This window comes from Brevibacterium linens (assembly GCF_003999335.1).
Lineage (GTDB): Bacteria > Actinomycetota > Actinomycetes > Actinomycetales > Brevibacteriaceae > Brevibacterium > Brevibacterium linens.
This window is the reverse complement of the sequence record NZ_CP026734.1, coordinates 452,410-477,925: the sequence shown is the minus strand read 5'-3', so window position 1 is coordinate 477,925 and position 25,516 is coordinate 452,410. Positions and strand designations below refer to the sequence as shown.

Here is a 25,516-nt window from a genome sequence, read left to right as displayed (position 1 = left end):
TTTCCTTGATCAGTCGTCGTGGTGGAGCGAGGAGTTGCTCGTCAGAAGGGAGCGTGGAGTCGCTGAAGTTCAGTCGTCGGTGTTCTGCGGCGGCAGTGCAGCGATGAAAGGATGGTCTTTGGCGACGACCCCGTGGGCGGCTGCTCCGCCCGGGGATCCGATGTCGTCGAAGAATTCGACGTTCGCCGCGTAGTAGGCCTCCCACTCATCGGGCACATCGTCTTCGTAGAAGATCGCCTCGACGGGGCACACGGGTTCGCACGCCCCGCAGTCGACGCATTCGTCGGGGTGGATGTAAAGGGAGCGGGTGCCTTCGTAGATGCAGTCGACCGGGCATTCCTCGATGCAGGCTCGGTCCTTCACGTCCACGCACGGCTGGGCGATGATGTAGGTCATGGGTTCCTCACGAGTTCGGATGCGTGCGCTGCGGCAGGCTCGGTCGCCTGGGTGAACGCACCATCGGCGTAGGGGCTCAGGGTCACGACATCACCGGCGACGATCACGGCCGGTGACCGGACGCCTCGGCGAGCCGCGCGGAAGGCGATGTCGCCCAGGGTTCCGATGGTCACCCGCTGGTTCTCACCGAATCCGTCTTCGACGATCGCGACCGGGCAGTCGTCACCGCGCCCGGAGCGGGCGAGCACCATCGCCGAGTTGATGAGCGTGCCCACTCCCATGAGCACGACGACGGTGTGATCGCGTCCCCCGCCGATCTCGGACAGCTGGTCGTGACCGGTCACGACCGTGTACGAGGTGGCGACGCCTCGGTGGGTGAGCGGGATTCCGGCGACTGCGGGAACGGCGTTCGCGCTGGTCACCCCGGGAACGACGCGGACATCGACTCCGGCGGCCCGGCAGGCGATGACCTCCTCTCCCCCACGTCCGAGGACGAACGGGTCCCCGCCTTTGAGACGGACGACCCGGTGGCCCATCTTCGCCTGTGTGATGAGGATGTCGTTGATCCCGCTCTGCGGCACCGGATGGTGCCCCGGCTGCTTGCCGACGTCGATGATCCGGGCATCCAGGGGTGCGCCGCGTTCGGTTTCGAGCTGATCGATGACCGATCTGGCACCGAGGCGGTCGGCCACGATGACGTCGGCGCGTTCCAATGCGCGCAGACCGGTGACGGTGAGCAGTCCGAGATCGCCCGGTCCGGCACCGACGAGCAGCACGGTGCCGGGCTGCTGTGGGAGGAAGAGTGTCATGGCTGGTCCTCGGTTGCTGGGATGGGCTGGGTTGGTTCGGGAGTGTGGATTCCCGCGGCAAGGGTGTTGCCCGTCTGCGGGTCGATGACGACGAACGCTCCGGCCGTGCCGTGGTCGCGGAAGTCCGGGACCGGCAGTTCGGCGGACAGCTTCGCCCGGGCCAGGCCGATGTCGTTGCCGGCGAGCACCTCGGCGGCCTCCAGCCCGGAGGTCTCGAGGTTGCGTTTGGCCTCGATGGTGACGATCCCTTTCACGGTCGTCGTCCCCGTCTTGATGAGCACCCGATCCCCCGTGCGCAGGCCCTCGGCCGTGAACGGGAACACCTCGGCGCGCAGTTCCCGGCGCGGAGTCGGCAGGGTGCCGGCCGCGGCGATGACGCTGCCACGAGCGGTATCGACGTCCTCGGCCAACCGCAGCGCCACCGACAGCGGCGCACTCGCGGTCTCGAGGGGACCGGTGGCGGTATCGATGCCCGTCACCGTCGTTTTCAGCCCGGCAGGATGGATCTCGATCTCATCGCCGAGGCTGACCCGCCCGGCCGTGATCTGTCCGGCCACGGCCCGGTAGTCCCGGAATTCCTCGGGGTCGAGTCCCGGTGCCAGTCCCCCTTGCGGACGGAGCACGGTCTGCACGTCGAGGCGGAAGGCCTCGAGGTCGGCGGTGTCTTCGTCCGCACTCGGCAGAGTCTCGAGCAGCTCGAGCAGCGCAGGCCCCTGATACCAGGGGGTGTTGTCCGAGGCGGCGGCGATATTGTCCCCGGCCAGTGCAGAGATCGGGATGAGGTGCGGGGTCTCGAGTCCGATCTCGGCGGCGAGGGTCTTGATGTCGTTCTCGACCGTCTCGATCCTCGCCTGGTCGAAGTCGACGAGGTCGATCTTGTTGACGGCGATGATGACGTGGCGGATGCCCAGTCGGGAGACGACGGTGAGGTGCCGGCGGGTCTGCTCGGTGGCACCGGTGCGGGCGTCGATGAGAACGACGACGGCATCGGCGGTCGAGGCGCCTGTGACCATGTTGCGCGTGTACTGCACGTGTCCGGGGCAGTCGGCGAGGATGAACGAGCGACGGTCGGTGGCGAAGTACCGGTAGGCGACGTCGATGGTGATGCCCTGTTCGCGTTCGGCCCGCAGACCGTCGGTGAGCAGAGCGAAGTCGAACTCTCCGCCGAGGAATCCGCGCTCCCGACTCGTCGCGGTCACGGCGGCGAGCTGGTCGGCGAGGATCGCCTTCGCATCGTGGAGGAGTCGGCCGACGAGTGTCGATTTGCCGTCGTCGACGGATCCGGCAGTGGCGAAGCGCAACAGAGTCTTCGTCGTCGTGTCCAACGTCGGCGTCGCCTCGGTGGCGGTTGTTTCGGTGGTGGTTGTCGTCGTCATCAGAAGTACCCGTCCTTCTTGCGGTCTTCCATCGCCGCGGCCGAGATCCGGTCGTCGGCGCGAGTGGCCCCGCGCTCGGTCACAGTGGTGGCGGCCACCTCGGCGAGGATGGACTCGAGGTCATCGGCGCTCGATTCGACGGCACCGGTGCAGCTCATGTCTCCGACGGTGCGGTAGCGGACCTTCTTGGTTGTGACGGTCTCGCCGTCGCGTGGGGTGGAGAATTCGCCGGTGGCCCACCACATGCCGTCGCGTTGGAAGACTTCGCGTTCGTGGGCGAAGTAGAGCTCGGGCAGTTCGATGCCTTCGCGGGCGATGTAGCTCCACACGTCGAGTTCGGTGAAGTTCGAGATCGGGAACACGCGGACGTGTTCGCCGGGCAGGTGGCGGCCATTGAAGAGGTTCCACAGCTCGGGGCGCTGGCTGCTGGGGTTCCAACCGCCGAATTCGTCGCGCAGGGACAGAATCCGCTCCTTCGCGCGGGCCTTGTCCTCGTCGCGGCGGGCGCCGCCGAAGACGGCGTCGAACTTCCCGCCGGTGATGGCATCGAGCAGCGGCTGGGTCTGCAGGGTGTTCCGGGTGCCGTCGGGGCGTTCGCGCAGGCGACCGTCGTCGATGTAGTCCTGGACCTTCGCCACCGTGAGGTCGAGGCCGTACTTCTCTGCGGTCTCGTCTCGGAAGCGGATGATCTCGTCGAAGTTGTGTCCGGTGTCGACGTGGAGGAGTCCGAACGGGATCTTCGCCGGCCAGAACGCCTTCGCGGCGAGGTGGAGGACGGTCACGGAGTCCTTGCCGCCGGAGAAGAGCAGCACGGGGCGTTCGAATTCGGCGGCGACCTCACGGATGATGTGGATCGCTTCGGATTCGAGGACGTCGAGGGTGGACAGGCTCGCGCCCGGGTTGTGGGTGGGTGCCGCCTCGGTGGTGGTGTGGGTGTCGTGGTTGTACTGGGTGTCGATGCTCATGTGTGGAGTCCGCATTCTGTTTTGGTCGATCCGGCCCAACGGCCGGCGCGGGGGTCTTCCCCTTCGGCGACGGGGCGAGTGCAGGGCTGGCAGCCGATCGACGGGTATCCCTGCGACAGCAGCGGGTTGACCGGGACGTCGAAGGCGCGCGAATAGTCGAGGAGGTCGTCGAACGACCATGCGGCCAGGGGGTTGACCTTGACGAGGCCGTTCTTCTCATCGAAGGTGATCAGCGGCGTGTTCGTCCGGGTCGGGGCCTCGTCGCGGCGGACGCCGGTGAACCAGAGTTCGTAGCCCTTCAGCGATTTCTTCAGTGGTGCGACCTTGCGGCGGGCGCAGCACAGGCCGGGGTCGCGGGCGAAGAGGTCCTTGCCGAATTCGGCGTCCTGCTCTTCCACGGTCTGCTCCGGGAGGACGTCGACGATGTGGACGTCGACACGGCGGGCCACCTCGTTGCGGGTGTCGTAGGTCTCGCGGAAGTGGTAGCCGGTGTCGAGGAAGAGGACGTCGACGCCGGGCTGGTACTGGGCGACGTAGTGCGGCAGGGCGGCGTCGGCCATCGAGCAGGCCACGGCGCAGGCCGCGGTGTCGAAGTTCCGGGAGACCCAGCGGATGACGTCGGCGGGGTTGGCCTCGGGAACACCGCCCGCCGGGTCACCGGCGAGTTCACGGGCTCCCGCCTCGGCGAGGGTTTTGAGCTCCTCGACGGGACGTGGTTCGGGGCGGGACCGCGTCGGTGTCTGAGTTGTTGCTGCCGGGTTGGGGGATGCGGTCGGGGTCGGGTTCGTGGTGCTCATTTCAGCTCCTCTTCGTCGACGCGGTTGGCCCATTCGGAGAATGTTTCGGTCACCCCGCGTCCGGCGAGGAAGCGGCGGACGAGGGTTTCGACGTATTCGGTGAGGTTCTCGGCGGTGACCTTGAGTCCGCGGACGGTACGGCCGAGGCCGGCTTCGTCGCGGTCTTTCGAGGCCAGGCCTCCGCCGACGTGGACCTGGAATCCGGGGACCTGTTCGCCTTCGTCGGTGGTGACGATCTGGCCTTTGAGTCCGATGTCGGCGGTCTGAATGCGGGCGCAGGAGTTCGGGCAGCCGTTGAGGTGGAAGCTGATCGGGTGCGGCAGCTCCTCGATGTCGGCCAGCCGTGCTTCCAGTTTCTCGACGGCGTCGGCGGCGGTCTGCTTGGTCTCGACGATGGCGAGTTTGCAGAATTCGATGCCGGTGCAGGCGATGGTCGAGCGGCGGAAGAGGTCCTTGCGGCTGGACAGGCCGAGGGCGTCGAGTCCGGCGACGACGTCATCGACATCGGCTTCGTCGATGTCGAGCAGCAGGACCTTCTGGTGCGGGGTGGTGCGCAGGCGGGTGGATCCGTACTTCTCGGCGAGGTCGACGAGCTGGCCGAGCAGGGTGCCCGAGGCGCGGCCGGCGATGAGGGTGACGCCGATGTAGTAGCGGCCGTCGGCCTGTTTGTGCACGCCGACGTGGTCGCCTGCGGTGATCGGTTTGGCCGGTGCCGGGCCGTCGGCGAGCTTGTAGCCGAGGTATTCGGTCTCGAGGACCTCGCGGAACTTCTCCGGGCCCCAGTCGGCGAGCAGGAACTTCAGTCGGGCTTTGTTGCGCAGGCGGCGGTAGCCGTAGTCGCGGAAGATCTGGGTGACGCCGAGCCAGGTGTCGACGACCTGGTCGGGGGCGACCCAGGTGCCGAGGCGTTCGGCGAAGCGGGGGACGACGGACAGGGCGCCGCCGACCCAGAGGTCGTAGCCGACGCCGTGTTCGGGGTGGTCGACGGCGACGAAGGAGCAGTCGTTGATCTCGTGGACGACGTCCTGGCTGGGGTGGCCGGTGATCGCGGTCTTGTATTTGCGCGGCAGGTTCGACAGTGACTGGTCGCCGATGTAGCGGCGGGAGATCTCTTCGATCGCCGGGGTCGGGTCGATGAGTTCGTCGGCGGCGATGCCGGCCACGGGTGAGCCGAGGATGACGCGGGGGACGTCGCCGCAGGCTTCGGTGGTCTGGAGTCCGACGGCTTCGAGGCGGCGCCAGATCTCGGGCATGGACTCGATCTCGACCCAGTGGAGTTGGATGTTCTGGCGGTCGGTGAGGTCCGCGGTGCCGCGGGCGAACTCGTTGGAGATGTCCGCGATGACCCGCAGCTGCTCGGTGGTGAGCTTGCCGCCGTCGATGCGGATGCGGAGCATGAAGTATTCGTCTTCGAGCTCGTGCGGTTCGAGTTTCGCTGTGCGGCCGCCGTCGATTCCGGGTTTGCGCTGGGTGTACAGGCCCCACCAGCGGAAGCGGCCGTGCAGGTCGTCGGAGGCGATCGAAGAGAATCCCTGCTTGGCATAGATGGTTTCGATCCGGGCGCGAACGTTGAGGCCGTTGTCTTCGGCTTTGTCGATCTCGTTTTTGTTCAACGGTTCATGGCCGTCGATCTTCCACTGCCCATTGGACTTCTTCGGGCGAGCAGGCCGCTTTGCGGCTCGTTTACCTGCTGTTTCCTTGTTCTCTTCCACCTGAGTGGACATTGCTGTCTCCAAACGCTGAGGGGAACCAGTGATGAGTCACGCTACATGAATGCCAGATTGCTCAACAACTCATCGGAGGGTTTGTGTCACGGAGTGACATCTGGCGTCACGGCCTGCCATGGGCGCCGTTAAACGTTGAGCTTCTGCCGCGCGGACGCGTGGGGTTGGGTGTGAGGTTGGACGTAGGCAGGACAGCCGCCTTCGACATGGGCGCCACCGGGGCCACTGTTGCGGCCGGCCGCGAGAACACCGTCACGAACTTGGCCGCGGATTCCCTCGCAGACTCGGTCGCGGACGATGTCGACGAGCTTCGGCGGAACGGCGGACGTGGTGCCGCCTCCGGTGAGAATCGGCGGGGCGAGGACGCCGGTCGAGTCAGTGCCGCCCTCGACGTGCTTTCGGGCGAGGTCGTCGAAGAAACCGGGGGCCAGCAGGTAGTTCGCGAGCACGGGTCGGGCGCCGCGACTCCGACTCTCCGCGACGAGGTCCTTCAGGGCCACTCCCCCGCCGGCGAGGAAACCGACCTCGACCGGACGCTCAAGCTCTGCAGCCAGCAGCCGGTCCATCTCGCGGCAGGACTCGTTCGCCCGTTCGTCGCTCGAACCGGCAGCGGCGAGGATGACGTCGTCGCTGCCCTTCAAGGGCGGAAGTCGATCGGAGAGGATCTCTGCGAGCCTCGGGTCGGGCCCGAGCGTGGGGGTTCGTCGAACGTCACGGCCCGATTCAGCGGCACGGCCGGCCGCCTCGGCGAGGTCGACATGGACGTGATACCCCGGCGAAAGCAGAAGCGGCACGAGAATGACCGGACGGCCGGCGGGCAATCGGGCGATGACCTCGTCGACGTCGGGTTTCTGGACGTCCACATGGCCGAGCATGACTTCGTCGGCAATGCCCCGAATACGCAGGTCCGTGGCGACCTCCGCCGCGAGTACCTCGATGAGGACCTGGCCGGTCGGCGATGAGGTCCCGTGGGAGATCAGGCCCACGGACGGCAGCCCCGTCATAGCGCTCCTTCCTCAGCGATTCTCTGCGTAAGCCTCTGAACCCGTTCCCGCACCTGCCCCGGGGCCGTCAAGGTCACTAGGCAGACTGATTGCTCAACGACTGAGCAATCAGGGCGAGCAGTGATCGTTCGGATTGAATACACTCGCATAGCGTAACCCATCCGCATCGGCGCCGCATACGGGCTGTTCATCGGCGAAATTTCGCCATCTGGCGTCATCTTTCGACACACGGCGACCGAGTTCGTAGGATTGCCGTGGATTTCCCAATCTGCTCAACAGTTTCGCTAGTGTGTGATGTCAACGCACTTCTGCGCGTCCGACACGTCCGCTGAGTCGACGTCGTCCTCACCGTCTGCGCCTCCACCTCCTTCGCGTCATCCACGAAAGGCAAGCACATGCGTCAGCTCATCATCCTCGGGATCGTCGGCCTCATTGCGCAGCTCATCGACGGCTCCCTGGGCATGGCCTATGGGGTCACCTCAACCACGTTGCTGCTCGCGGCGGGGACGGCACCGGCGGCTGCCTCGGCGGCGGTGCATTTCTCCGAACTGGGCACAAGTCTGGTGTCGGGGATCTCCCATCACCGGTTCGGCAACGTCGACTGGCGGACGGTGGGCATTCTCGCCGGGCCCGGCTTCATCGGCGCGGTCCTCGGGTCGACGTTCCTCGCCAGTCTCAACGGGGAGGCTACGACCCCGTGGGTCTCGGGGATCCTGCTCGCGCTCGGGGTGTACGTGATCTGGCGGTTCCTCGCCTTGGGTGGGAAGTGCCCGGAGTTCAAGTCACGGCCAAGTGCGGGGATGCTCGTGCCGGTCGGTTTCGTCGGTGGAGCGCTCGATGCCATCGGCGGTGGCGGCTGGGGTCCGGTCGGGACGACCACGCTGCTCTCATCAGGCCGTTTGGAGCCGCGGAAGGTCATCGGGTCGATCGATACGAGTGAGTTCGTCGTCGCCGTCGGCGGTTCGCTCGGGTTCCTCATCGCGTTGGGATCGCAGGGCATCGAGTGGCAGATCGTGGCGGCACTGCTCATCGGCGGCGTCATCGCAGCCCCCTTTGCCGCGTGGCTGGTGAAGCTGCTGCCGGCCAAGGTGCTTGCGGTCGCCGCGGGCGGAATCATCATCCTCACGAATATCCGCACCATCTTGCTCACCTTTGGTTTGGATGCGTCTGCTGTGTGGCTGACGCTCGCCGGCTTGGCTCTCGTGTGGTTCGCACTACTCGCTCACGTCATCCGCATCGAGCGGGTTGCTGCAAAGGCGCGGAAGGTCGAGGAAGCCGGCGCCGAGGTGCCCGTCGGCGGGTGAAGCTCGGCAGAAACACGCGAACAGACCCGACTCCGCACAATGGCGGGGTCGGGTCTGTTCGGATTTGTTGTACAGTCAGCGCTGGCTGTAGAGCTTCCGGGCCATGATCACGCCGATGAGGGACAGCAGCGACAGGCCAGCGTAGTAGAAGCCGGGCACGGTCAGCAGACCGGTCGCGCCGAGCAGCGCGGTGAGGATGAGCGGGGCGAAGCCGCCGAATATCGCGACGCCGAAGCTGTAGGCGATGGTCATGCCGGAGCTGCGCACCTTGACTGGGAACAGTTCGGACAGCAGGGCAGGCATCGGGCCGAAGTAGAAGACCATGAACAGGCCGACGATCGCCTCGCACAGGGTGAGGACGCTGATCGACGGGTTCGCGGTCAGGAGGATGAACATCGGCCAGGCGACGATGATGCCGACGATGGTCGTCGGGATCATCACGGTCGTCGGACCCACGCGGTCGGCCAGGCGGCCGGCGAACGGGGCGCCGATGAGGGTGATGAGGCCTGCGACGACGGCACCGGGGAACGCCGCCCACGGTTCGAGTCCGAGGTTGCCGACGGCGAACTGCGGCAGGAAGGTGATGAGGTAGACCGAGATCGTGGCCATCGCGATGATGAGGAACGCGGAGAACAGGCGACCGAAGTTCTCACTGAGGAGGACACGCAGCGGGTTGTCGGTCTTCTCTGCGGCCTTGAACTCGGGCGTATCGTCCATCCTCGAGCGGATGTACCAGCCGACGGGTCCGATGAGCAGGCCGAGGGCGAAGGCCACGCGCCAGCCCCAGGAGTGCAGGGCCTCTTCGCTCAGGGTCGAGCTGAGAATCCACGAGATACCGGCGGCCAGGAACATTGAGATGCCCTGAGTCGCGGTCTGGAAGGAGGCGTAGTAGGCCTTGCCGCGTTTGGCGTTCTCAGTGAGGAAGGCTGTGGCGGATCCGAATTCGCCGCCGGCGGAGATGCCCTGGATGATGCGAGCGATGATCAGGCCGATCGCGCCCCATATGCCGATGGTCGCTTCGCCGGGCAGGACGACGATGATGAACACGCCGAGGGTCATCAGACCGATCGTCAGCGACAGGGCGGACTTGCGGCCGTGCTTGTCCGAGTAGCGGCCGATGAGGATGGCGCCGAGGGGACGAACGACGAAGGTGATGGCGAAGGTTGCCCAGGTCATCAACTGCGCGGACAGGCCCGCGCCCGGGTAGAAGACCGCGGTGATCGAGGTGGCCATGAACCCGAACAGGATGATGTCATACCACTCGAGGGCGTTGCCCAGTCCGGCCGCAACTACGGCCTTGCGGGCCCGCGACTTGTCTTCGCGGGACTCGACGGGTGTCTCAGTCATCGTGTGCCTTTGCAGTCGGTATTGTGTTCATTCTATGGAGAGTGGACCTCGTCGCTCGGCTTCCGAGCTCCCGGTACCCGATTGGTCGCGGCTCGGCCCGAAGATGAGCGTAGTACACGTGCATCGAACTCAACGTCACGTCTCAAGGAACGACCCTGCCCTTAAGCCGACAGTACGGTAATCGGAAGACCTTCTCTCCATTCAGAAGTGCGCGAACTCGCTGGTGAAAAGCCCAGCTGAACACTTTGCAGGAATCAGACTGAACAGATTGCAGGTGCTCAGTGCGACGACCAGGCCTACACAAAGGGCGTCACTAATTGCTTCCGGCCGCTGGTCTCCTCGTCGAGACCTACGACTGACTTCAATATTGACGGCCACACTGGCAACAGTGACACTTCATACTTGCAGACTGACAAATGACGAGTGTGAGTTTCCGCGGTGGAGCCGACAAGGAGCTGTCGTCCAAGCTGACAAACGACATGCTTCTGCCGTCAATATTCATGTGTTCACTCCCGCCGGATGGGTTCTCATCAACGGCCAAAGGCTGATGGTGGTCAACCTGTAGCCGTGGGCGCGCACCCACGTCAGTACCGGTTGTTACGATCACAATATGTCGACTGAAACCCGGAACTCCGCTCCAGCCACACAACCTGCACCCCAGAAAAGCTGAGGACTGGTGCACCTATGAGGATCACCGACGAAGTTGACATTCCCGAAGAGCTGATTTCAGCCGCTGCCGACGGCGACTTAGTCCTTTTTGTAGGAGCAGGCGTATCCATGAATGCGCCCTCTAATCTTCCCTCATTCAGCAAACTAGTCGAACAAGTTGCTGAGTCAATCGGAGCCACGGTCGACGAACGACTGGAGCCGGATGCAGCCGTCGGGCGCTTATGCAACTCGGACCCGTCTGCCAGAGTGCATCTCCGCGAGATAATCGCCGACACAGACTCCCACCGCAACGACTCTCACCGAGCAATAGTTAGATTGGCCAGCGCATGCGGCCGCATTCGAATAGTTAGTACCAACTACGATGAGCACCTTGTTGCAGCAGCCGACGAGCTCTCGCTTGAGCTAGGGGACACCTATTCGGGCCCGGCGGTGCCACTCGGCCGCGACTTTACAGGCTTGGTGTATTTGCACGGCCGCGTTTCTAGGGACCAAGCTGAACTTGTCGTCACTGATGAAGACTTCGGTCGAGCTTATCTATTCGACGGCTGGGCAAGGCGGTTCGTCACCGACCTATTTCTGACGCGAACTGTCCTATTCATCGGCTACAGTCACGAAGACGCAGTGATGAAGTACCTTGCCCGCGGACTTCCGCCCAGCACAAAGCGGTTTGCGCTTACCCACGAGCCACGTGACCAGAAGTGGAAAGACCTTCGCATCACCCCTGTCGAGTATCCCAGCAAACATCATCACGCGGCACTACCAAAAGCACTTAATGCTTGGTCACAACGTCTGGAAATGAAGCAGTTAGACCACCGCGCGAGAGTCCAGGAAATCGCTGCTGGTGGTTCGCCAAAAATGCCTGTAGAAGACGACTATCTTGCGTCGGCGCTTTCCACGCCAACAGGAGTACGAGCATTCAGTGAGATTGCGCGTGGACACGAATGGCTTCCGTGGATCGAGCAACAGCCTGCATTCTTGTCGCTATTCACTCCGGAAGTGCAGCGCACCGACACAAGCCAGATTCTCGCGCGCTGGTTTGCAGACAACTACGTGGCAGATACCAGGCTCTCCGATCTAGCTTTAGCCACTCTGACTAGGCATGGCCCCGTGGTCAGTGCTCAACTACTCGAAGAGGTGGCATACGCGGCCTTCAATTTGCGGGACACCTCTGTCGACCTTTCGTCCAAGTGGTCGGTGATTGTGACTCATGCGTTGCAGACGCAGTACAGAACCTTTGGCCCAGCATGGGCAATTGCGGCGAACTCCTCTTTGTCCAACGCTTCGGTACTACCGCTACTGAGACAAGCTCTACAACCCCGCCTACAATTAAGCGTCGATCAACCCTGGTACCTCGATGAGAAAGAAGCAGGCGAAAGAGTAAACATCGGCATCAATTGGGCAGGCTCGGATCAAGATCTCGACGAACTCCTGGAACACGCGCGGAAAAATCCGTCAATTAGCGCGACCTCCATGCTTCACATCGTTGAACAATGTATGACCGGTGCTCACGAACTGCTTGCGGCTTGCGGAATAAACATGCCCGGGGCCAACTGGTCGTACAGGCGCTCGGCCATTGAACCGCATGCGCAAGATCAAAATGGTGCCAACTATTTCGAGAACAAACTGATCGACATTCTCCGCGACGCGAGTACTGAGCTAGTAAACCGAGACCGTACAGTCATGCTCCGTTGGCTGCACAGTGATTTCATTCTATTCCGCCGTATTGGACTACATCTCATCACTGAAATTTCAGCACTCGGTGCACACGAAAAGCTCGATCTTTTCCTCGAGGGCCCCCACCTCTACGATCTACTTTGCAAACATGAGACTTTCCGACTGCTTGCGGCGATTGCTCCCAATTTAGATGAGAATGATCGCAGCCGACTCCTGAGCCAAGTCCTCGAAGGACCCCCGCAATCCGGTGGTGACAACGATGAACAAGGCGAACTTCACGACCGACGGATCTTCGACATCGTTGATTGGCTATCCCAGCACGTGAATGGATGGAGCGAAGCTGACGAATCTATTCATGACATTCGAAAACGTCGGCCAACATTCAAAGCCCGCCTTCATCCCGATTTCAACAGCTGGACAGAGTCTGGCTGGGTAGAAGATAACGCACCTTTCACTGCCCAGGAGCTCATTGACACTTATGCTCAATACGGATCCCACCACGCAATCTCAACCATCAGCGAACATGAATATGATGTACATGGTTTTGCTGGACCAACTTGGCGTGGCGCCTGCATCACCATCCGCGATGCCGTTAAGAATCGCCCCGATGTCGGACTAGGACTACTTAAGGAAACTGCGGTCTTCGAACCAGCGTCCAGGACTGAAGACTTCAACAGCGCGCTTATTGCTGGACTCAGCGACGCAGAGCTGGATGATGAAGACCTCCTTAGAGTCCTAAGTCACCTCTCGAGCTTAGCGGCCAATCAACAACTTGCACGCGTAATCAGTGACTTCTGTCTATCAGTTACATCTGAGAAACGAGCACAGCTCCCTAACTGCATAATTCAGCAAGTCGATGCTCTAGCAGAACAGCTGGTTGAAAATCATATTTATGACGAAGAGGGATACGAATCCAATGACTGGCTGATGCTTGGGCTGAACAGGTGGCCCGGCGTACTAGCTCAGTACTGGCTAGAACGAATACGCGTTAGGTGGAAAGCTGAAGGAGCCAACTGGCAGGGGATCCCCGCCACCATTCGGATCGCAATCACAAATCTCCTGAAACCAAACAGCAGAGCAACACACGCCAGTAAAGCGATCATTTCTTCCCAGGCCTACTTCATTTTTGGCGCTGACTCTGAGTTCGCCACGAATGCAGTTTTCCCTCTATTTGACGAAGCCCTCGGTGAACCCGCTGCTCAAGCCTGGAAGAGTTACCTTAACCATCCACGAGTCGACGATGCCATGCTTGAGTCGGGATTTTGGCTATTACTGTCTTCGGCCCGCGGGCAAATAGCAAAATTGGGCTCAGACTCGTATGAAGCGACACAGTATTGGCGTCTAGTATCTCTAGTCTGCCTTCGCTCCACTTCTGAGATTGTCGATTCCGCAGATTTTTTCAACCAGATTTCATCGCTAGACCAAAGATGCGCGATCATTAGCTCGCTGGCGGATCTATTCCAGCAAATCGACGAGACTGAAGCTACGATAGCCTGGGATCGCTGGGTGTCCGAATTAGCAAGAACACGACTCAGCCGGCCCTCTTCCTTGATACCCATTCAGGAGCGCACTTGTTGGGGCGATTTGGCTCTAAGGATGCCCACTTCACGTAGTATCGAGGCTCTTGAAATCAGCAATATTTCACCAGGCCCACTTGGGAATAGCTCCACGTTTGTAGATTTACCACCTGAAACTATTCAGGCGAATCCCGATTGGATCGCAAGGTTAGTTATTCGGCGGCTCCAGGAGATGACACAATCCGACTGGGCTATTGCACGCGAACTAGAGCGGTTGGTCGATTCGCTTCGGCAGAACGGCGTGCAAGATGAAACACTCAGAGATCTTGCCGAACAAGCGATAGAAATTGGTATTCACTCAGCAGCCAAGTGGTTATAATCCTTTGAAGTCACGTCAGTGCCAGTTGTTACGATCACGATATGTTGACCGAAGCCCGGAACACTGCCCCTGCCACAGCGGTCGAGGTGCGCGGCGCCCGCGTGCACAACCTGCAGAACATCGACGTCGACGTCCCTCTGAATACCCTCGTCGCCATCGCCGGCGTCTCCGGTTCGGGCAAGTCCTCCCTGGCCATGGGAGTTCTCTACGCCGAAGGTTCGCGGCGCTATATCGAAGCTCTGTCGACGTACACCCGTCGACGCATGGGTCAAGCCGCCCGTGCCGATGTCGAAACCGTCCGCCACATCCCCGCCGCCCTCGCCCTGCGACAACGGCCCGGAGTCCCCGGGGTCCGCTCGACGTTCGGCACCTCGACCGAGCTGCTCAACGTCGTCCGCCTGATGTTCTCTCGGCTGGCCTCCCACCTCTGCCCGAACGGGCACCGGCAGAAACCGACTCTCGATGTCGCTGCCGAGGAGCCGTTCGACTGCCCCGAATGCGGTGAGACCGTCCACGCTCCCGGCGCCGAGGAGCTCGCCTTCAATTCCGGTGGAGCATGCCCCCGCTGCGAGGGCATCGGCACCATCAGAGAAGTCGACGATACCTCCCTCATCCGCGACCCCGACCTGTCGATCGACAACGGCACAGTCATCCCCTGGCAGATGTTCGGCTTCAACGTCCAACCGCAGATCGCCCGCGAATTCGGCGTCCGCACCGATGTGCCCTGGCGCGACCTCGAAGACTGGGAACGCGAGATCGTCTTCGCCGGCCCCGAAGAGAAGAAGCACATCACGGTCACCTCGAAGAAGGGGCTCCACGATCTCGACTTCACCTTCCGCAACGCCCGCCTGACGGTGACCGAAGAACTCAAACGTGCGGACAACGAGAAGCGCTTCGCCAGGGTCAGCCGGTTCCTCTCCGAGCAGGTCTGCCCCGACTGCGAGGGCACCCGCCTCTCCCCTGCCGCCCGTGCACCGCGCATCGGTGACATCGGCCTCGCCGAGGCGACCGCCAAGACCCTCGACGAACTCGTCGACTGGGCCGCGGACGTTCCGGCCGGCCTTCCCTCATCGATGCAATCCATGGCCAGATCATTGGTGGACACTCTGCTCGGCATGGCCCGTCGGCTGCTCGATCTCGGCCTTGGGTACCTCGCACTGGACCGGGCCGGTTCGTCCCTGTCGACCGGTGAACGCCAACGCGTGCAACTCGCTCGCGCAGTGCGCAACGAGACCACCGGGGTCCTCTACGTCCTCGACGAACCCTCGATCGGCCTCCACCCCTCCAACATCACCGGCCTCCAGGGCGTCATCACCGACCTCCTTGACGAGGGCAACTCCGTCGTCATGGTCGACCACGACCCGCTGGTCCTCCGCGAAGCCGACCATCTCATCGAGATCGGCCCCGGGTCCGGCCGCGACGGCGGCACGGTCGTGGCCACCGGCACCGTCGCCGGCCTCGACAGCCACCGCGAATCTCGCATCGGCCCCTACCTCACCGGACGCGCCGAAACCCTCGTGCGCACTCCCACGGCCGCCTCGGCGACCTTCGAACACGGTCGGATCCGGCTGCGTACCGCACCGATCCACACGGTCCATACCCTCGACGCGGAGATCCCCAGGCAGCGGCTGACCGTCGTCACTGGTGTGTCCGGATCAGGCAAGACCACCCTTGTCCTCGACAGCCTCGTTCCCGCGCTCAAGGCCGCGGACGACCGTTCGCGACCCGATCATGTGCGTGAGATCGACGCCGAGGGGATCGACCGTGTCAACGTCGTCGACGCCACCCCGATCGGCATCAATGTCCGATCGACCGTGGCGACCTATTCTGGCGTCCTCGACGACCTCCGGCGTACGTACGCGCGACTCGATTCGGCGAAGAATGCGGGACTCAAAGCCGGAGACTTCTCCTACAACACGGGTACGCTGCGCTGCCCGAAATGCGAGGGAACCGGCGAGATCACGCTCGACGTCCAGTTCCTCCCCGATGTCGACATCCCCTGCCCCGACTGCGAAGGGCGACGGTTCAGTCCCGATGCGGATGAGCACTGTCGTGCCTCGGATGCCGACGGCCGGCCGCTGTCACTGCCGGATCTGTTGGCGATGACCGTCGCCGAGGCGCTGCCCCACCTCGGCGACATACGCAAGGTCCATGCCCGGCTGCGGGCCCTGCAGGATGTGGGGCTCGGGTACCTCACCCTCCACGAGGCGACCCCGGCACTGTCCGGCGGTGAGGCGCAGCGGCTCAAGCTCGCCACCGAACTCGGGAAGTCGCAGCAGCACACGCTCTTCGTCTTCGACGAACCGACCGTCGGGCTGCACCCCGAGGATGTGCGTGTGCTCGTGCGCGTCTTCCAGCAGCTGCTCGATCAGGGTGGAACGGTCCTCGTCATCGAACACGACCTCGACATGATCGCCAACGCCGACTGGATCATCGACCTCGGCCCCGGCGGCGGTCACGACGGCGGTCGGATCGTGGCGACCGGAACCCCGGGGCAGGTCGCGGACGCCGCACACAGCGTGACCGGTGAGTACCTCAGAGCCCACCTGCAACCTGACTCCGCCGAATAGAGCATCGCCACCAGGCCACCGCTGAGGGAACCCTCCGACGTCGGGTTCGGCCCCGCGTCCACGTCGCGGGGAGAATCCCGGTCAGGCTCCGCCGGCGGCAGCGCCCACGCACAGGACGAGCCCGACGAGCGAGGCAACCGCCATGCCGATCATCGCTGCGGCCATGACCCACAGACGCGCTCTGCCCGGCCGAACGGTGAACCGGGCGATGAGCAGGACGAGGTAGAACACCACGGCGATGACGAGCGTGGTGATCGCTGTGGGTACCGCCGGACCGCCGGAGAAGATGATCACTGCGAGCACGCCGACGATGACGACGAGGAAGATCCCACCGGCCACGATCCAGATGGTGCCCGACGAACTGCGCAGCGAAGGCTGATCACTGATGCGCCGCGACTCGATCGGTTCGCGTGAACTGTTGTCCATGTCCCCGAATGTACCGAGCGAGACGGGGCGCGGCTAGGGGGTGCGGTGCCTCAGCTCGGCTCCTGCTCCGCTTCCTTCGCCACCTTGTTGAAGGCCTGATATTCCCTGATGACCTCGAGGGCCGGGCCGTCGGCACGCAGTTCGCCCTTCTCGATCCACAGGGCACGATTGCAGGTGTCCTTGATCGAGCGCATCGAATGCGAAACGAGGAAGACGGTGCCGGCGTTCTCGCGGATGGAGCGGATGCGGCCTTCGGAACGGTCCCGGAACTTCTTGTCGCCGACGTTGAGGGCCTCGTCGACGATGAGGATCTCGTGCTGGACCGAGGTCGCAATGGCGAACTTCAGCCGCTGGGACATGCCCGAGGAGTACGTGCGCATCGGCAGGTCGATGAAATCCTCGAGACCGGTGAACGCGACGATGTCATCGAACTTCTCGTCGATCTCGGGACGGGTGAGCCCCAGGGCCAGGGACCCGAGAATGATGTTGCGGGCACCGGAGAGGTCCGGGATCAGAGCGGCACCGACGCCGAGGAGGTTCGGCCGTGACTTCGCAAAGATCGCTCCCTCGGAGGTCGGGGTCAGCCCGGTGATCGAGCGCATGAGCGTCGACTTACCGGAACCGTTGCTGCCGATGATGCCGATGGACTCGTTGCGGTGGGCCACGAAGCTCACGCCCTTCAGCGCGTGGACCTCCCGGAGGCCGCGCTGACGTTTGAGCATGCCTCCGCCGCCGCCGAGCTTGAGCTTCTTGCCGGTGGCCAAGGTCTTGTAGCGGACGTGAACGTTGTCGCAGATGACGACGGGGTCGTTGGACTGAGTGGCCTCGGCGACGTTTCCGGAATCGTGCTCGGTGTTCTCACTCATCGCGACCGTACCTTTCCTCGGCCTGCCAGAAGAAGATGAAGCCGAAGATGAAAATGCCGAAGGCCCAGATGGCCAGGTGCCAGAAGTAGTCGTAGGGGACGACGCCGTCCTTCATGAGGATGCCGCGGGCGATCGAGAGCACGTTGTTGATCGGCTGCCAATCGGCGAAGGGCTGCAGGGCCGGGTTGATCTTCTCGACCATGACCTTGAGGTCGAAGAAGACACCTGAGGTGTAGAAGATCATGCGGGAGATGAACGGGGTGACCTGCGACAGGTCCCGGAAGTGGACCGTTGCGCGGGCGAAGATGAACGCCACACCCTGGTTGAAGACCCAGAACAGGAACACCAGCGGGATGAAGAGGAACCAGTCCCAATCAGGCCTGGCACCGAAGATGATGACGATGAGCGCCATGAAGATGAGCGTGGGAATGAAGTCGAGCAGGTTCTGGAACACCTTGGCAATCGGCAGAACTATGCGCGGGAACGGCAGAGATTGCACGAGCGACGCGTTCGAGATGATCGACTTCGCACCGCCATTCATCGAGCTGTTGAAGAACTCGAGGACGAAGACGCCGATGATGACGAAGGGGGCGAAATCGTCGGGCCGGGCGGTGGCGCCCCGCATGATGAAGCCGAAGACCGTGCCGTAGATCAGCGCCGAGAACGACGGACGCAGCAACACCCAGGCCATGCCGAGGCGGTTGCGCTCGTTCTCGGACTGCATCCGATACTTCGCAAGCGTGTACGTGAAGTCGCTTCGGCTGAGAAGCTGTTTGACGTACTGGGGCAGAGACGGCCGCCCACCCACTCTCTCGAGCCCGTGCTCGGCAGCAAGCCTGGCCATATCCATGAACAGAAAATTCTCTCGTCGGCGACTGGGGATAGAACAGAAAGAGTCTACGGGATGAGACTAGCGCAGACTCACAGTCGGCTGTGAGCCTTGAAGTCGAATTCCGGGTCCTCCAGCTGGGCCCGAGTGGGGATGTGGTTACCGCCGAGTACTCGCCGGGCGGCGGCCTGCATGGGCGGCCAGTTGAATGTCTCGACGCCGATGAGCTTCGACTCCGGTGCGGTGCCGTCGAAGTGGAAGACCTGGAATTTGGCTCCGCTCGGGTCGTGTCTGATGATCGTGTCGGTGGCATCGGGGCTGGTCAGGCCCGCCGTGAACACCTTATGAGGGCCCTGGAAACTCCAGTGCCAGGGCACCTCCGACCAGATCTTCGCCGCCGTGTCTGCCGGGTTGTCGGCGGGAGCGTCCTCGCTGGTGCCTGAGGGCTCGTCGGCGATGGTGGTGAGGTATTCGGCGAGGAACTTCCCATGGCTTTCGGCCACCGGTTCGCAGGCCCACGGATGGTCGAGAGCGTAGGGTCCGGCGGTGACGATCGCGCAGTCTCCGGCGGCGAAGATGCCGGGATGGGATGTTGCCAAGCTCTCATTCACCTCCCATGCCTCGGCGGGGCGATCGCCGTCGATGGGAATGAGGCGGGGCCGGGCTCCGACACTGGTGATGAACAGATCGTGAATATTTGCGTCGATGTCGTCCGGGCTCGACGTGTGGGTGACGAATTCGACGCCTGCGGCCTTGTGCGCTTCGAACAGCGCCTGCCTGACCGGCGCGGACAGCTGTTTGCGCAGCGGTTCGCCTCCGCGCAGATAGACCGTGGCCCGGTGCCCGGCCGCGACCGCCGAGGTGGCGACCTCCATTCCGAGATAGCCGGAGCCGAGGACTCCGACGTTGAGCGGCTGTGTGGCCTCTTCGACCCGAGCGAGGATCCATTCGGCGTCGCCGAAGTCGTAGACCGGCAGCGCATCCGGGTATTCCGGGATCCGCGGCCGGTTGGCTTCCATTCCCGTGGCGAGGATGCAGTGGGTGAAGTCGATCGACTCCCCCGAGGCCAGGTGGACGGTGCCCACGGTCGCGTGGTCGTCGGTCAGCCGTTGGGGGTGGAGCTGGGTCTCTGCGGTGTAGCGGGACTCGGCGGCCGCCTCGGCGAGGGTGATCTCCTCCGCCCAGTCGCGGACGAAGGTGATGTGCTCGGTCGACTCGAGGTGGTAGGGCAGGTGGTGGCGGGAATTGTCGAAGAGGTGCTTCGACAGCGGCGGCCGTTCGCAGGTGTCCCCTGCCTGCGGGTCGATGACGGTGACCGCCTGACCGCGCTCGTTCAGCTCCCTGGCCGCTGTGGTGCCGGCCAGACCCGCACCGATGATGACGATCCGCTTGCTCATGTCTCCCATGCTAGTGCTCGGGTCGGGCATTCGCTGACCGAGGGATGGTTGGGCGATCGGCGGATGGTGACGGGGCGCGCGGTCGCGGACGGTTGGGTGGTGCCCGGGGAGAATTGTGATCTCCCCGGGCACCTCACCGCGTCGCTCCCATTGCCGATGGTCGGCACGGTCACCGTGTGGCGAGCGCAACCAGTTGGCCCGCGCGAGCGGTCAGTTGTAGAGCATGCCGCCGTCGACCAGCAGGGTCTGACCGGTGACGTAGTCGGCGTTGTCGGAGGCGAAGAAGGACACGACTCCGGCAACGTCTTCCGGGGTCTCGATACGCCCCAGGGCTATGCCTTCGACATTGTCCTTGAGGTTCTCGCCCTTGGCTTTGCCGTTGAGCTTGCCCATCTCCTCGTCGATGGTGTCCCACATGCCGGTGCCGACGATGCCGGGTGCCCAGGAGTTGACGGTGATGTTGCGTGGAGCCAGTTCCTGGGCGGCCACCTGGGTGATGCCGCGCACGGCGAACTTTGTCGCCGAGTAGGCGCCGAGAATCGGGAAGCCCTTGATGCCGGCGATCGAACCAGCGGAGATGATCTTGCCCTTGTCCTTGCCCAGCTCCTCGAACTTCGCCGAGGCGGCCTGGATGCCGTAGATCACGGAGTAGACGTTGATGCTGAAGATCTTCTCGAGGTTCTCTGTCGTGATCTTGTCGACCGGCTCAACCTGCACGATGCCGGCGTTGTTGGCGATGACGTCGAAGCTGCCGAGCTGTTCGGCCGTGGCGTCGACTGCGGCGAACACTTCATCGCGCTTGGAGACATCGGCCGCGACCCAGATTGCTCTGCGACCGAGATCCTCGATCTCCTTGACCACCGCGCGAGCCTTCTCCTCTTGGAACCCGAGGTCGGCAACTGCGACGTCGAATCCATCTGCTGCCAGTTTGAGCGCAATGGCACGACCGATTCCCTGGCCGGCTCCTGTGACGAGGGCTGCTTTGTTGTCAGCCATGGTCTGTCACTTCCTCCCTAATCGTTGACAGCTCAATAGTAACGCCGTTTCACGCGGTTGAACCCGTGTCGGCAAGTGAGATGCGAGACAGCACAGGAGCGGGTCTGCACAGCAGAGGTGCATCGCTGCAAACAGGCGGACGACGAGGCCGAGCCCGGGCGTGGCCGAGCCGTGGTTTCAGGCGAAGATGCAGGCGGATGGGACGCCCGGGCCGACGACATGGCGCCCGGGGAGAAACGGGATCTCCCCGGGCGCCTCGTCGTCCTGGGCGGCCTCAGGCTCAGAGTTCCGTGGTCTTAGTGCCGCCGGCGGGACGGTCGCCGGCGATCTTCGACTTGACCATGCGGAACAGGCCCGATGCCTTTCCGCCGGGCAGACCCCAGTGCTGGGCGGAGTGCGTGATGACCTTGACGAGCCCGAGATTCGGGTCCCGGCGGTCATCGAACCACGCCTTGGCAGAATCCGACCACAGATCATCGACCTTGGCCTCGTCGTCGACGAACTCGACGCGTCCGGCCACCGACAGCCAGTTGCCCGCCTCGGCGAGGTTGATATTGACTTCGGGGTTCGCTCTCAGCGCCTTCGCCTGGTCGCCGTCGAGGGCGAGGAAGAACCAGACGTCGGCGTCGTCGGTGACCTCCTGAGGTGCCATCGGGTGGGCGAGGATCTTGCCGTCGGCGAGCGTGGTCGAGAGCATGACGGAATCACCCCCGCGCAGGATCTTGACGACATCGGCCTGATCGAGCTCATCCGTCGCCGCCTCGCCTGCGGGCTTCTGCCCGTCGCCGGCGTCCGAGACTTGGCCGGCTTCCGTGTCGTCAGTGGCGGAGACTGCTGTTTCCGTGCTCGCGACGCCGCCTTCCGTCGTGCTGCCGACCGCGTTGCCCATCCCTGGCGCACTGTAGATATCGCCCGGCTCGGACGTGGTGCCGACCGAGGCGCCCATGCCCGGGGCGAGGGAAGCGTCAGTGGCTCCGGAGTTCTCGGTTCCTGAGCTCGGAGTCACCTCGGCGGCCTTCGATTCGTCGATCGCCGTGTGCGAGCCGTCGGGATTGCGATGCAGTGTCACACCTTCTTCGTCCGCGGCCTTTTGGGCGCGTTCCTCAACGTTCTGCTCGGTGTATCCGACTTCGGCGTGAGATTCCATGTCCGAAGTCCCGGCCAGCGGTTCTGCGGTCTCGTCCAGTTTTGCTGCGACGTCACGGGCCTTCTCCTCGGCCGGCGACTCGTCACTCTTGTCTCTGTTGTTCATGACCGTTTCCCTTCGCAGACGGTTCCTGGCGCTGCAGAGGCCCTCGCGGACCGGATTCGGCGAGCGCGACAGCGACTGCACGGTCATTCTTACACGGCTCTCCGATCGGCAACAGCCCCCTTGGAATCGGGTCCGAGACATGGGGTCCGGAACCGTTCGGCCAGTGTGCATGGGGTCGGGCACAGGCGCGAGCGTGGTCGCGAGGCGGCGCGGCTTCGGAGGCCTCGGGCAGGTGCGGCGTCGCGTGCGGCTGCGGACCTCTCGGGCAGGTGCGAGCACTGGGTCTGCGTGCCTACACTGAAGTCATGGATGAAGAAACGACCGTCACTGTCAACGACATCCCCGAAGGGGCCGCCATCATCGACGTCCGCGAGGACGACGAGTGGGAAGCTGGGCACATCGAAGGCGCGATCCACGTGCCGCTGGGTGAACTGCCGGGCCGCCTCGACGACCTTCCTCTCGACGACGACATGTACGTCGTCTGCCGCACGGGCGGACGCTCGAACCGCGCGGTCGCCTGGCTCAACCAGAATGGCTTCGATGCCTTCAATGTCGACGGCGGCATGGGGTCATGGAACCTCGACAACGGCAAGCCGATCGTCTCCGAGACCGGCGAAGAGCCCTGGGTGAAGTGAGCAGAAAGCCACCTGCAGTCGGCCAGCCAGCAGTCAGCGGATTGATCCCACCATCCGCGAGAGTCGCTCCCATCGTCGCGAGGTCGACCGGAGGAGCCGCAAGACCGAGTCCCCTTGCTCCGTTTCCACGATAGGTCTACCGTCGAGACCACGGATCACTCCCGCACCTCTTGTGATCCTCAATCCTCCGTCGAACGGCGTGAGCGTGTTCAACTCCGAAGGGAGCAGAAGTCATGAGTGACGAGACGAAGAACCTGCCGGAGAACGCAGCAGAAGAGCAGACCGAAGACGAGCAGGAGATCGAGAGCTCGACCGTCGGAGTCGGCCCCGATACGGATGCCGAAGGCAGTTCCCAGACTCCTGAAGACAGGCTCGAGCGCATCGCCGCCGAGCACGATGTCCCGATCGATCGGGACCCTGAGGAAGCCCAGGCCAAAGCCGAAGGGGCCTCCTCCCCCGACAAGGACCGGGATATCAGCGGTGGAGACACGAAGGAAGAGGACGACGACTCGGTGGAGCCGCCGGACTGAGTCTGCGGCAGCGCGGGCTCGGTCATGGAAATCCGATCCGTCGTGCCTGCAGAGTCCACGATGCAAGAACTCCGTGGACACAACTGTGACGGGTGGCCCGGATTTGGCAAGGTAGAAGAATGACAACACGCGCCGGCCAGTTGGCCCAGGACAAGGATCTCGTCGACGTCCCTGCCCTTCTCGATTCCTATCACGACTTGGTTCCCGACCCTTCGGTGCCTTCGCAAGCAGTGAGCTTCGGGACCTCAGGCCACCGCGGTTCGAGCTTCAACCGTTCCTTCAACGAGGCGCACATCGCGGCCATCACCGCGGCCATCGTCGACTTCCGCCGAGACAAAGGAATTCGCGGACCGATCTTCCTCGGCCGCGACACTCACGCACTGAGTGAGCCCGCATTCCTCACCGTCCTCGAGGTGCTCGCCGCCGCCGAGGTTCCTGCGCTCATCGACGAACGTGACGGCTTCACCCCGACCCCTGCCGTCTCCCACGCGATCCTCGGCTTCAACGCCGGGAAGTCACGCGATGAGGCGCAGGCCGACGGCATCATCGTCACTCCCAGCCACAATCCGCCCGCCGATGGCGGCATCAAGTACAACCCACCGCACGGCGGACCCGCCGGCACCGAGACGACGATCTGGATCGCCGAACGCGCGAACCGGTATCTGGCCGAGGGGTGGGAGAAGATCCCGCGTACCCCTTTCCAGCGGGCATTCCACCTGGAGAACACCGAGAACTTCGACTACGTCTCGAATTACGTCGACGACCTCGAGTCGATCATCGACCTCGATGTCATCCGCTCCTCCGGGCTGAAGATCGGCGCCGACCCGCTCGGCGGAGCCAGCGTCGACTATTGGGCGGCGATTGCCGAGGACTACGACCTCAACCTCGACGTCGTCCACCCGGACGTCGACCCCACCTGGTCATTCATGACCCTGGACTGGGACGAGAACATCCGCATGGACTGCTCCTCCCCCTATGCGATGGCCGGCCTCATCGCCTCACGCAATGACTTCGACATCGCCACAGGCAACGACGCCGACGCCGACCGCCATGGCATCGTCACCCCCGATGCGGGCCTGATGAACCCCAACCACTATCTGGCCGCGGCCATCGACTATCTGCTCGACTCCCGCACCAACTGGCCGACCGGCACCGGGATCGGCAAGACCCTGGTCACCTCGTCGATCGTCGACCGCATCGTCGCGGCCCACAACCGCACCCTCTTCGAAGTCCCCGTCGGCTTCAAATGGTTCGTCCCCGGCCTGCTCGACTCGACCCTGGCCTTCGGAGGTGAAGAATCGGCCGGCGCATCGTTCCTGCGTCGGGACGGCAAGGTGTGGTCGACGGACAAGGACGGCATCATCCTCGCCCTCCTTGCGGCCGAGATGACTGCGAAGACCGGACAGACTCCCTCGCAGCGTTATGCGGGACTGGCCGCGAATCACGGCACCAGCTCCTACGCCCGCCAGGATGCCCCGGCGACACGCACACAGAAGGAACGACTGGGGTCACTCGATGCCTCTCAGGTGGGCACGAAGACCGTCGGCGGTGAACCCGTGAAGGCGGTGCTCACCTCGGCGCCGGGCAACAACGCCCCGATCGGCGGACTCAAGGTCACCACGGACAACGCATGGTTCGCCGTCCGGCCGTCGGGCACCGAAGACGTCTACAAGATCTACGCCGAGTCCCTGCGCGACGAGGACCACCTGCGCCAGGTCCAGCACGACGCCCGAACTCTCGTCGACGGGGTGCTGGAGTAAGGACCGCGCGTTGCTGCGGAAGTCCGCTCAGGCGGCGAGTCCCGCAGCGTCGCCTCTCAACACCTGCTTCCGCGGGCTCGAAGTGTGGGCGTAGGGATCTGATTCGCTGCGCCCACACTTCGAACACGCGGATGCGGGAGAGCAGATTCGTGCGCGCGGGATTCCGTGTGCGGGCAAGTGCGCGGGTCACGATCGCGTATCGCTGCTCAAGCAGAACTGTTGCACAAACGCGCGCCACCAGCCGGATGGCCGCGCCGGCCACCACCGCGCCGGGCCTGCGAGCTGCGCCGGCCG

General features: G+C 63.6%; 20 protein-coding genes. 6 read left to right on the top strand and 14 right to left on the bottom strand.

Going from position 1 to position 25,516, the window contains the following annotated elements:
• Positions 1-69: 69 nt before the first annotated feature.
• The 7 genes from fdxA to CXR29_RS01975 all read right to left on the bottom strand — a co-directional run bounded on the left by fdxA (position 70) and on the right by CXR29_RS01975 (position 7,071).
• Positions 70-396 (bottom strand): ferredoxin, encoded by a 327-nt coding sequence (gene fdxA / locus CXR29_RS02005; RefSeq protein ID WP_127363734.1) that lies wholly within the window; start codon positions 394-396, stop codon positions 70-72.
• Complete coding sequence (gene cobA, locus CXR29_RS02000; RefSeq protein ID WP_127363733.1) at positions 393-1,205, bottom strand: uroporphyrinogen-III C-methyltransferase; 813 nt, start codon at positions 1,203-1,205, stop codon at positions 393-395. Before cobA ends, fdxA begins: the two co-directional genes overlap by 4 nt.
• Entirely contained in the window at positions 1,202-2,581 is a 1,380-nt protein-coding gene (locus tag CXR29_RS01995) for a sulfate adenylyltransferase subunit 1 (protein ID WP_127363732.1), read from the bottom strand. The genes cobA and CXR29_RS01995 overlap by 4 nt, the downstream gene beginning before the upstream one ends.
• Positions 2,581-3,546: a sulfate adenylyltransferase subunit CysD gene (gene cysD, locus CXR29_RS01990; protein WP_101596827.1), complete on the bottom strand. Its 966-nt coding sequence runs from the start codon at positions 3,544-3,546 to the stop codon at positions 2,581-2,583. Before cysD ends, CXR29_RS01995 begins: the two co-directional genes overlap by 1 nt.
• The gene (locus CXR29_RS01985) at positions 3,543-4,343 is read right to left on the bottom strand and encodes a phosphoadenylyl-sulfate reductase (RefSeq protein WP_127363731.1); all 801 of its coding nucleotides are present in this window, start codon (positions 4,341-4,343) and stop codon (positions 3,543-3,545) included. The genes cysD and CXR29_RS01985 overlap by 4 nt, the downstream gene beginning before the upstream one ends.
• Complete coding sequence (locus CXR29_RS01980; protein WP_127363730.1) at positions 4,340-6,067, bottom strand: nitrite/sulfite reductase; 1,728 nt, start codon at positions 6,065-6,067, stop codon at positions 4,340-4,342. Before CXR29_RS01980 ends, CXR29_RS01985 begins: the two co-directional genes overlap by 4 nt.
• Positions 6,068-6,195: 128 nt before the next feature.
• The gene (locus CXR29_RS01975; protein WP_127363729.1) at positions 6,196-7,071 is read right to left on the bottom strand and encodes a sirohydrochlorin chelatase; all 876 of its coding nucleotides are present in this window, start codon (positions 7,069-7,071) and stop codon (positions 6,196-6,198) included.
• Between the two features lie 395 nt (positions 7,072-7,466).
• On the opposite strand from CXR29_RS01975, the gene CXR29_RS01970 reads away from it, so the two are divergent.
• Positions 7,467-8,375 (top strand): sulfite exporter TauE/SafE family protein, encoded by a 909-nt coding sequence (locus CXR29_RS01970; RefSeq protein ID WP_127363728.1) that lies wholly within the window; start codon positions 7,467-7,469, stop codon positions 8,373-8,375.
• A gap of 75 nt (positions 8,376-8,450) precedes the next feature.
• On the opposite strand, the gene CXR29_RS01965 is transcribed toward CXR29_RS01970, so the two are convergent.
• Positions 8,451-9,722 (bottom strand): MFS transporter, encoded by a 1,272-nt coding sequence (locus CXR29_RS01965; RefSeq protein WP_127363727.1) that lies wholly within the window; start codon positions 9,720-9,722, stop codon positions 8,451-8,453.
• A gap of 684 nt (positions 9,723-10,406) precedes the next feature.
• Here CXR29_RS01965 and CXR29_RS01960 point away from each other — a divergent pair.
• Together CXR29_RS01960 and CXR29_RS01955 are read left to right on the top strand one after the other, a co-directional pair.
• Positions 10,407-13,961, top strand: coding sequence for an SIR2 family protein (locus CXR29_RS01960; RefSeq protein ID WP_127363726.1), 3,555 nt, complete (start codon positions 10,407-10,409; stop codon positions 13,959-13,961).
• 41 nt (positions 13,962-14,002) lie between these two features.
• Positions 14,003-16,531: an excinuclease ABC subunit UvrA gene (locus tag CXR29_RS01955; RefSeq protein WP_127363725.1), complete on the top strand. Its 2,529-nt coding sequence runs from the start codon at positions 14,003-14,005 to the stop codon at positions 16,529-16,531.
• Between the two features lie 81 nt (positions 16,532-16,612).
• Here CXR29_RS01955 and CXR29_RS01950 read toward each other — a convergent pair whose 3' ends face one another.
• From CXR29_RS01950 to CXR29_RS17885, 6 genes are all read right to left on the bottom strand, one after another.
• The gene (locus tag CXR29_RS01950; RefSeq protein WP_101555665.1) at positions 16,613-16,957 is read right to left on the bottom strand and encodes a hypothetical protein; all 345 of its coding nucleotides are present in this window, start codon (positions 16,955-16,957) and stop codon (positions 16,613-16,615) included.
• A gap of 50 nt (positions 16,958-17,007) precedes the next feature.
• Positions 17,008-17,823 (bottom strand): ABC transporter ATP-binding protein, encoded by an 816-nt coding sequence (locus CXR29_RS01945; RefSeq protein WP_101555666.1) that lies wholly within the window; start codon positions 17,821-17,823, stop codon positions 17,008-17,010.
• Positions 17,816-18,673: an ABC transporter permease gene (locus CXR29_RS01940; RefSeq protein WP_101555667.1), complete on the bottom strand. Its 858-nt coding sequence runs from the start codon at positions 18,671-18,673 to the stop codon at positions 17,816-17,818. The genes CXR29_RS01945 and CXR29_RS01940 overlap by 8 nt, the downstream gene beginning before the upstream one ends.
• A 71-nt stretch (positions 18,674-18,744) precedes the next feature.
• Positions 18,745-20,049, bottom strand: a complete 1,305-nt coding sequence (locus CXR29_RS01935; protein WP_127363724.1) for an FAD-dependent oxidoreductase — start codon at positions 20,047-20,049, stop codon at positions 18,745-18,747.
• Between the two features lie 210 nt (positions 20,050-20,259).
• Positions 20,260-21,045 (bottom strand): acetoin reductase, encoded by a 786-nt coding sequence (locus CXR29_RS01930; RefSeq protein ID WP_101555668.1) that lies wholly within the window; start codon positions 21,043-21,045, stop codon positions 20,260-20,262.
• 280 nt (positions 21,046-21,325) lie between these two features.
• The gene (locus tag CXR29_RS17885) at positions 21,326-22,297 is read right to left on the bottom strand and encodes a pyridoxamine 5'-phosphate oxidase family protein (RefSeq protein ID WP_338142534.1); all 972 of its coding nucleotides are present in this window, start codon (positions 22,295-22,297) and stop codon (positions 21,326-21,328) included.
• Between the two features lie 305 nt (positions 22,298-22,602).
• Between CXR29_RS17885 and CXR29_RS01920 the strand changes: the two genes are divergently transcribed.
• The 3 genes from CXR29_RS01920 (at position 22,603) to pgm (ending at position 25,222) form a co-directional block, all read left to right on the top strand.
• Entirely contained in the window at positions 22,603-22,932 is a 330-nt protein-coding gene (locus CXR29_RS01920) for a rhodanese-like domain-containing protein (RefSeq protein WP_101596644.1), read from the top strand.
• A gap of 233 nt (positions 22,933-23,165) precedes the next feature.
• Positions 23,166-23,462, top strand: a complete 297-nt coding sequence (locus CXR29_RS01915; RefSeq protein ID WP_101596645.1) for a hypothetical protein — start codon at positions 23,166-23,168, stop codon at positions 23,460-23,462.
• Positions 23,463-23,581: 119 nt separating this feature from the next.
• A complete protein-coding gene (gene pgm / locus CXR29_RS01910; protein ID WP_101596647.1) occupies positions 23,582-25,222 on the top strand; it encodes a phosphoglucomutase (alpha-D-glucose-1,6-bisphosphate-dependent) in 1,641 nt (546 codons plus the stop codon).
• The last annotated feature ends 294 nt before the right edge of the window (positions 25,223-25,516 follow it).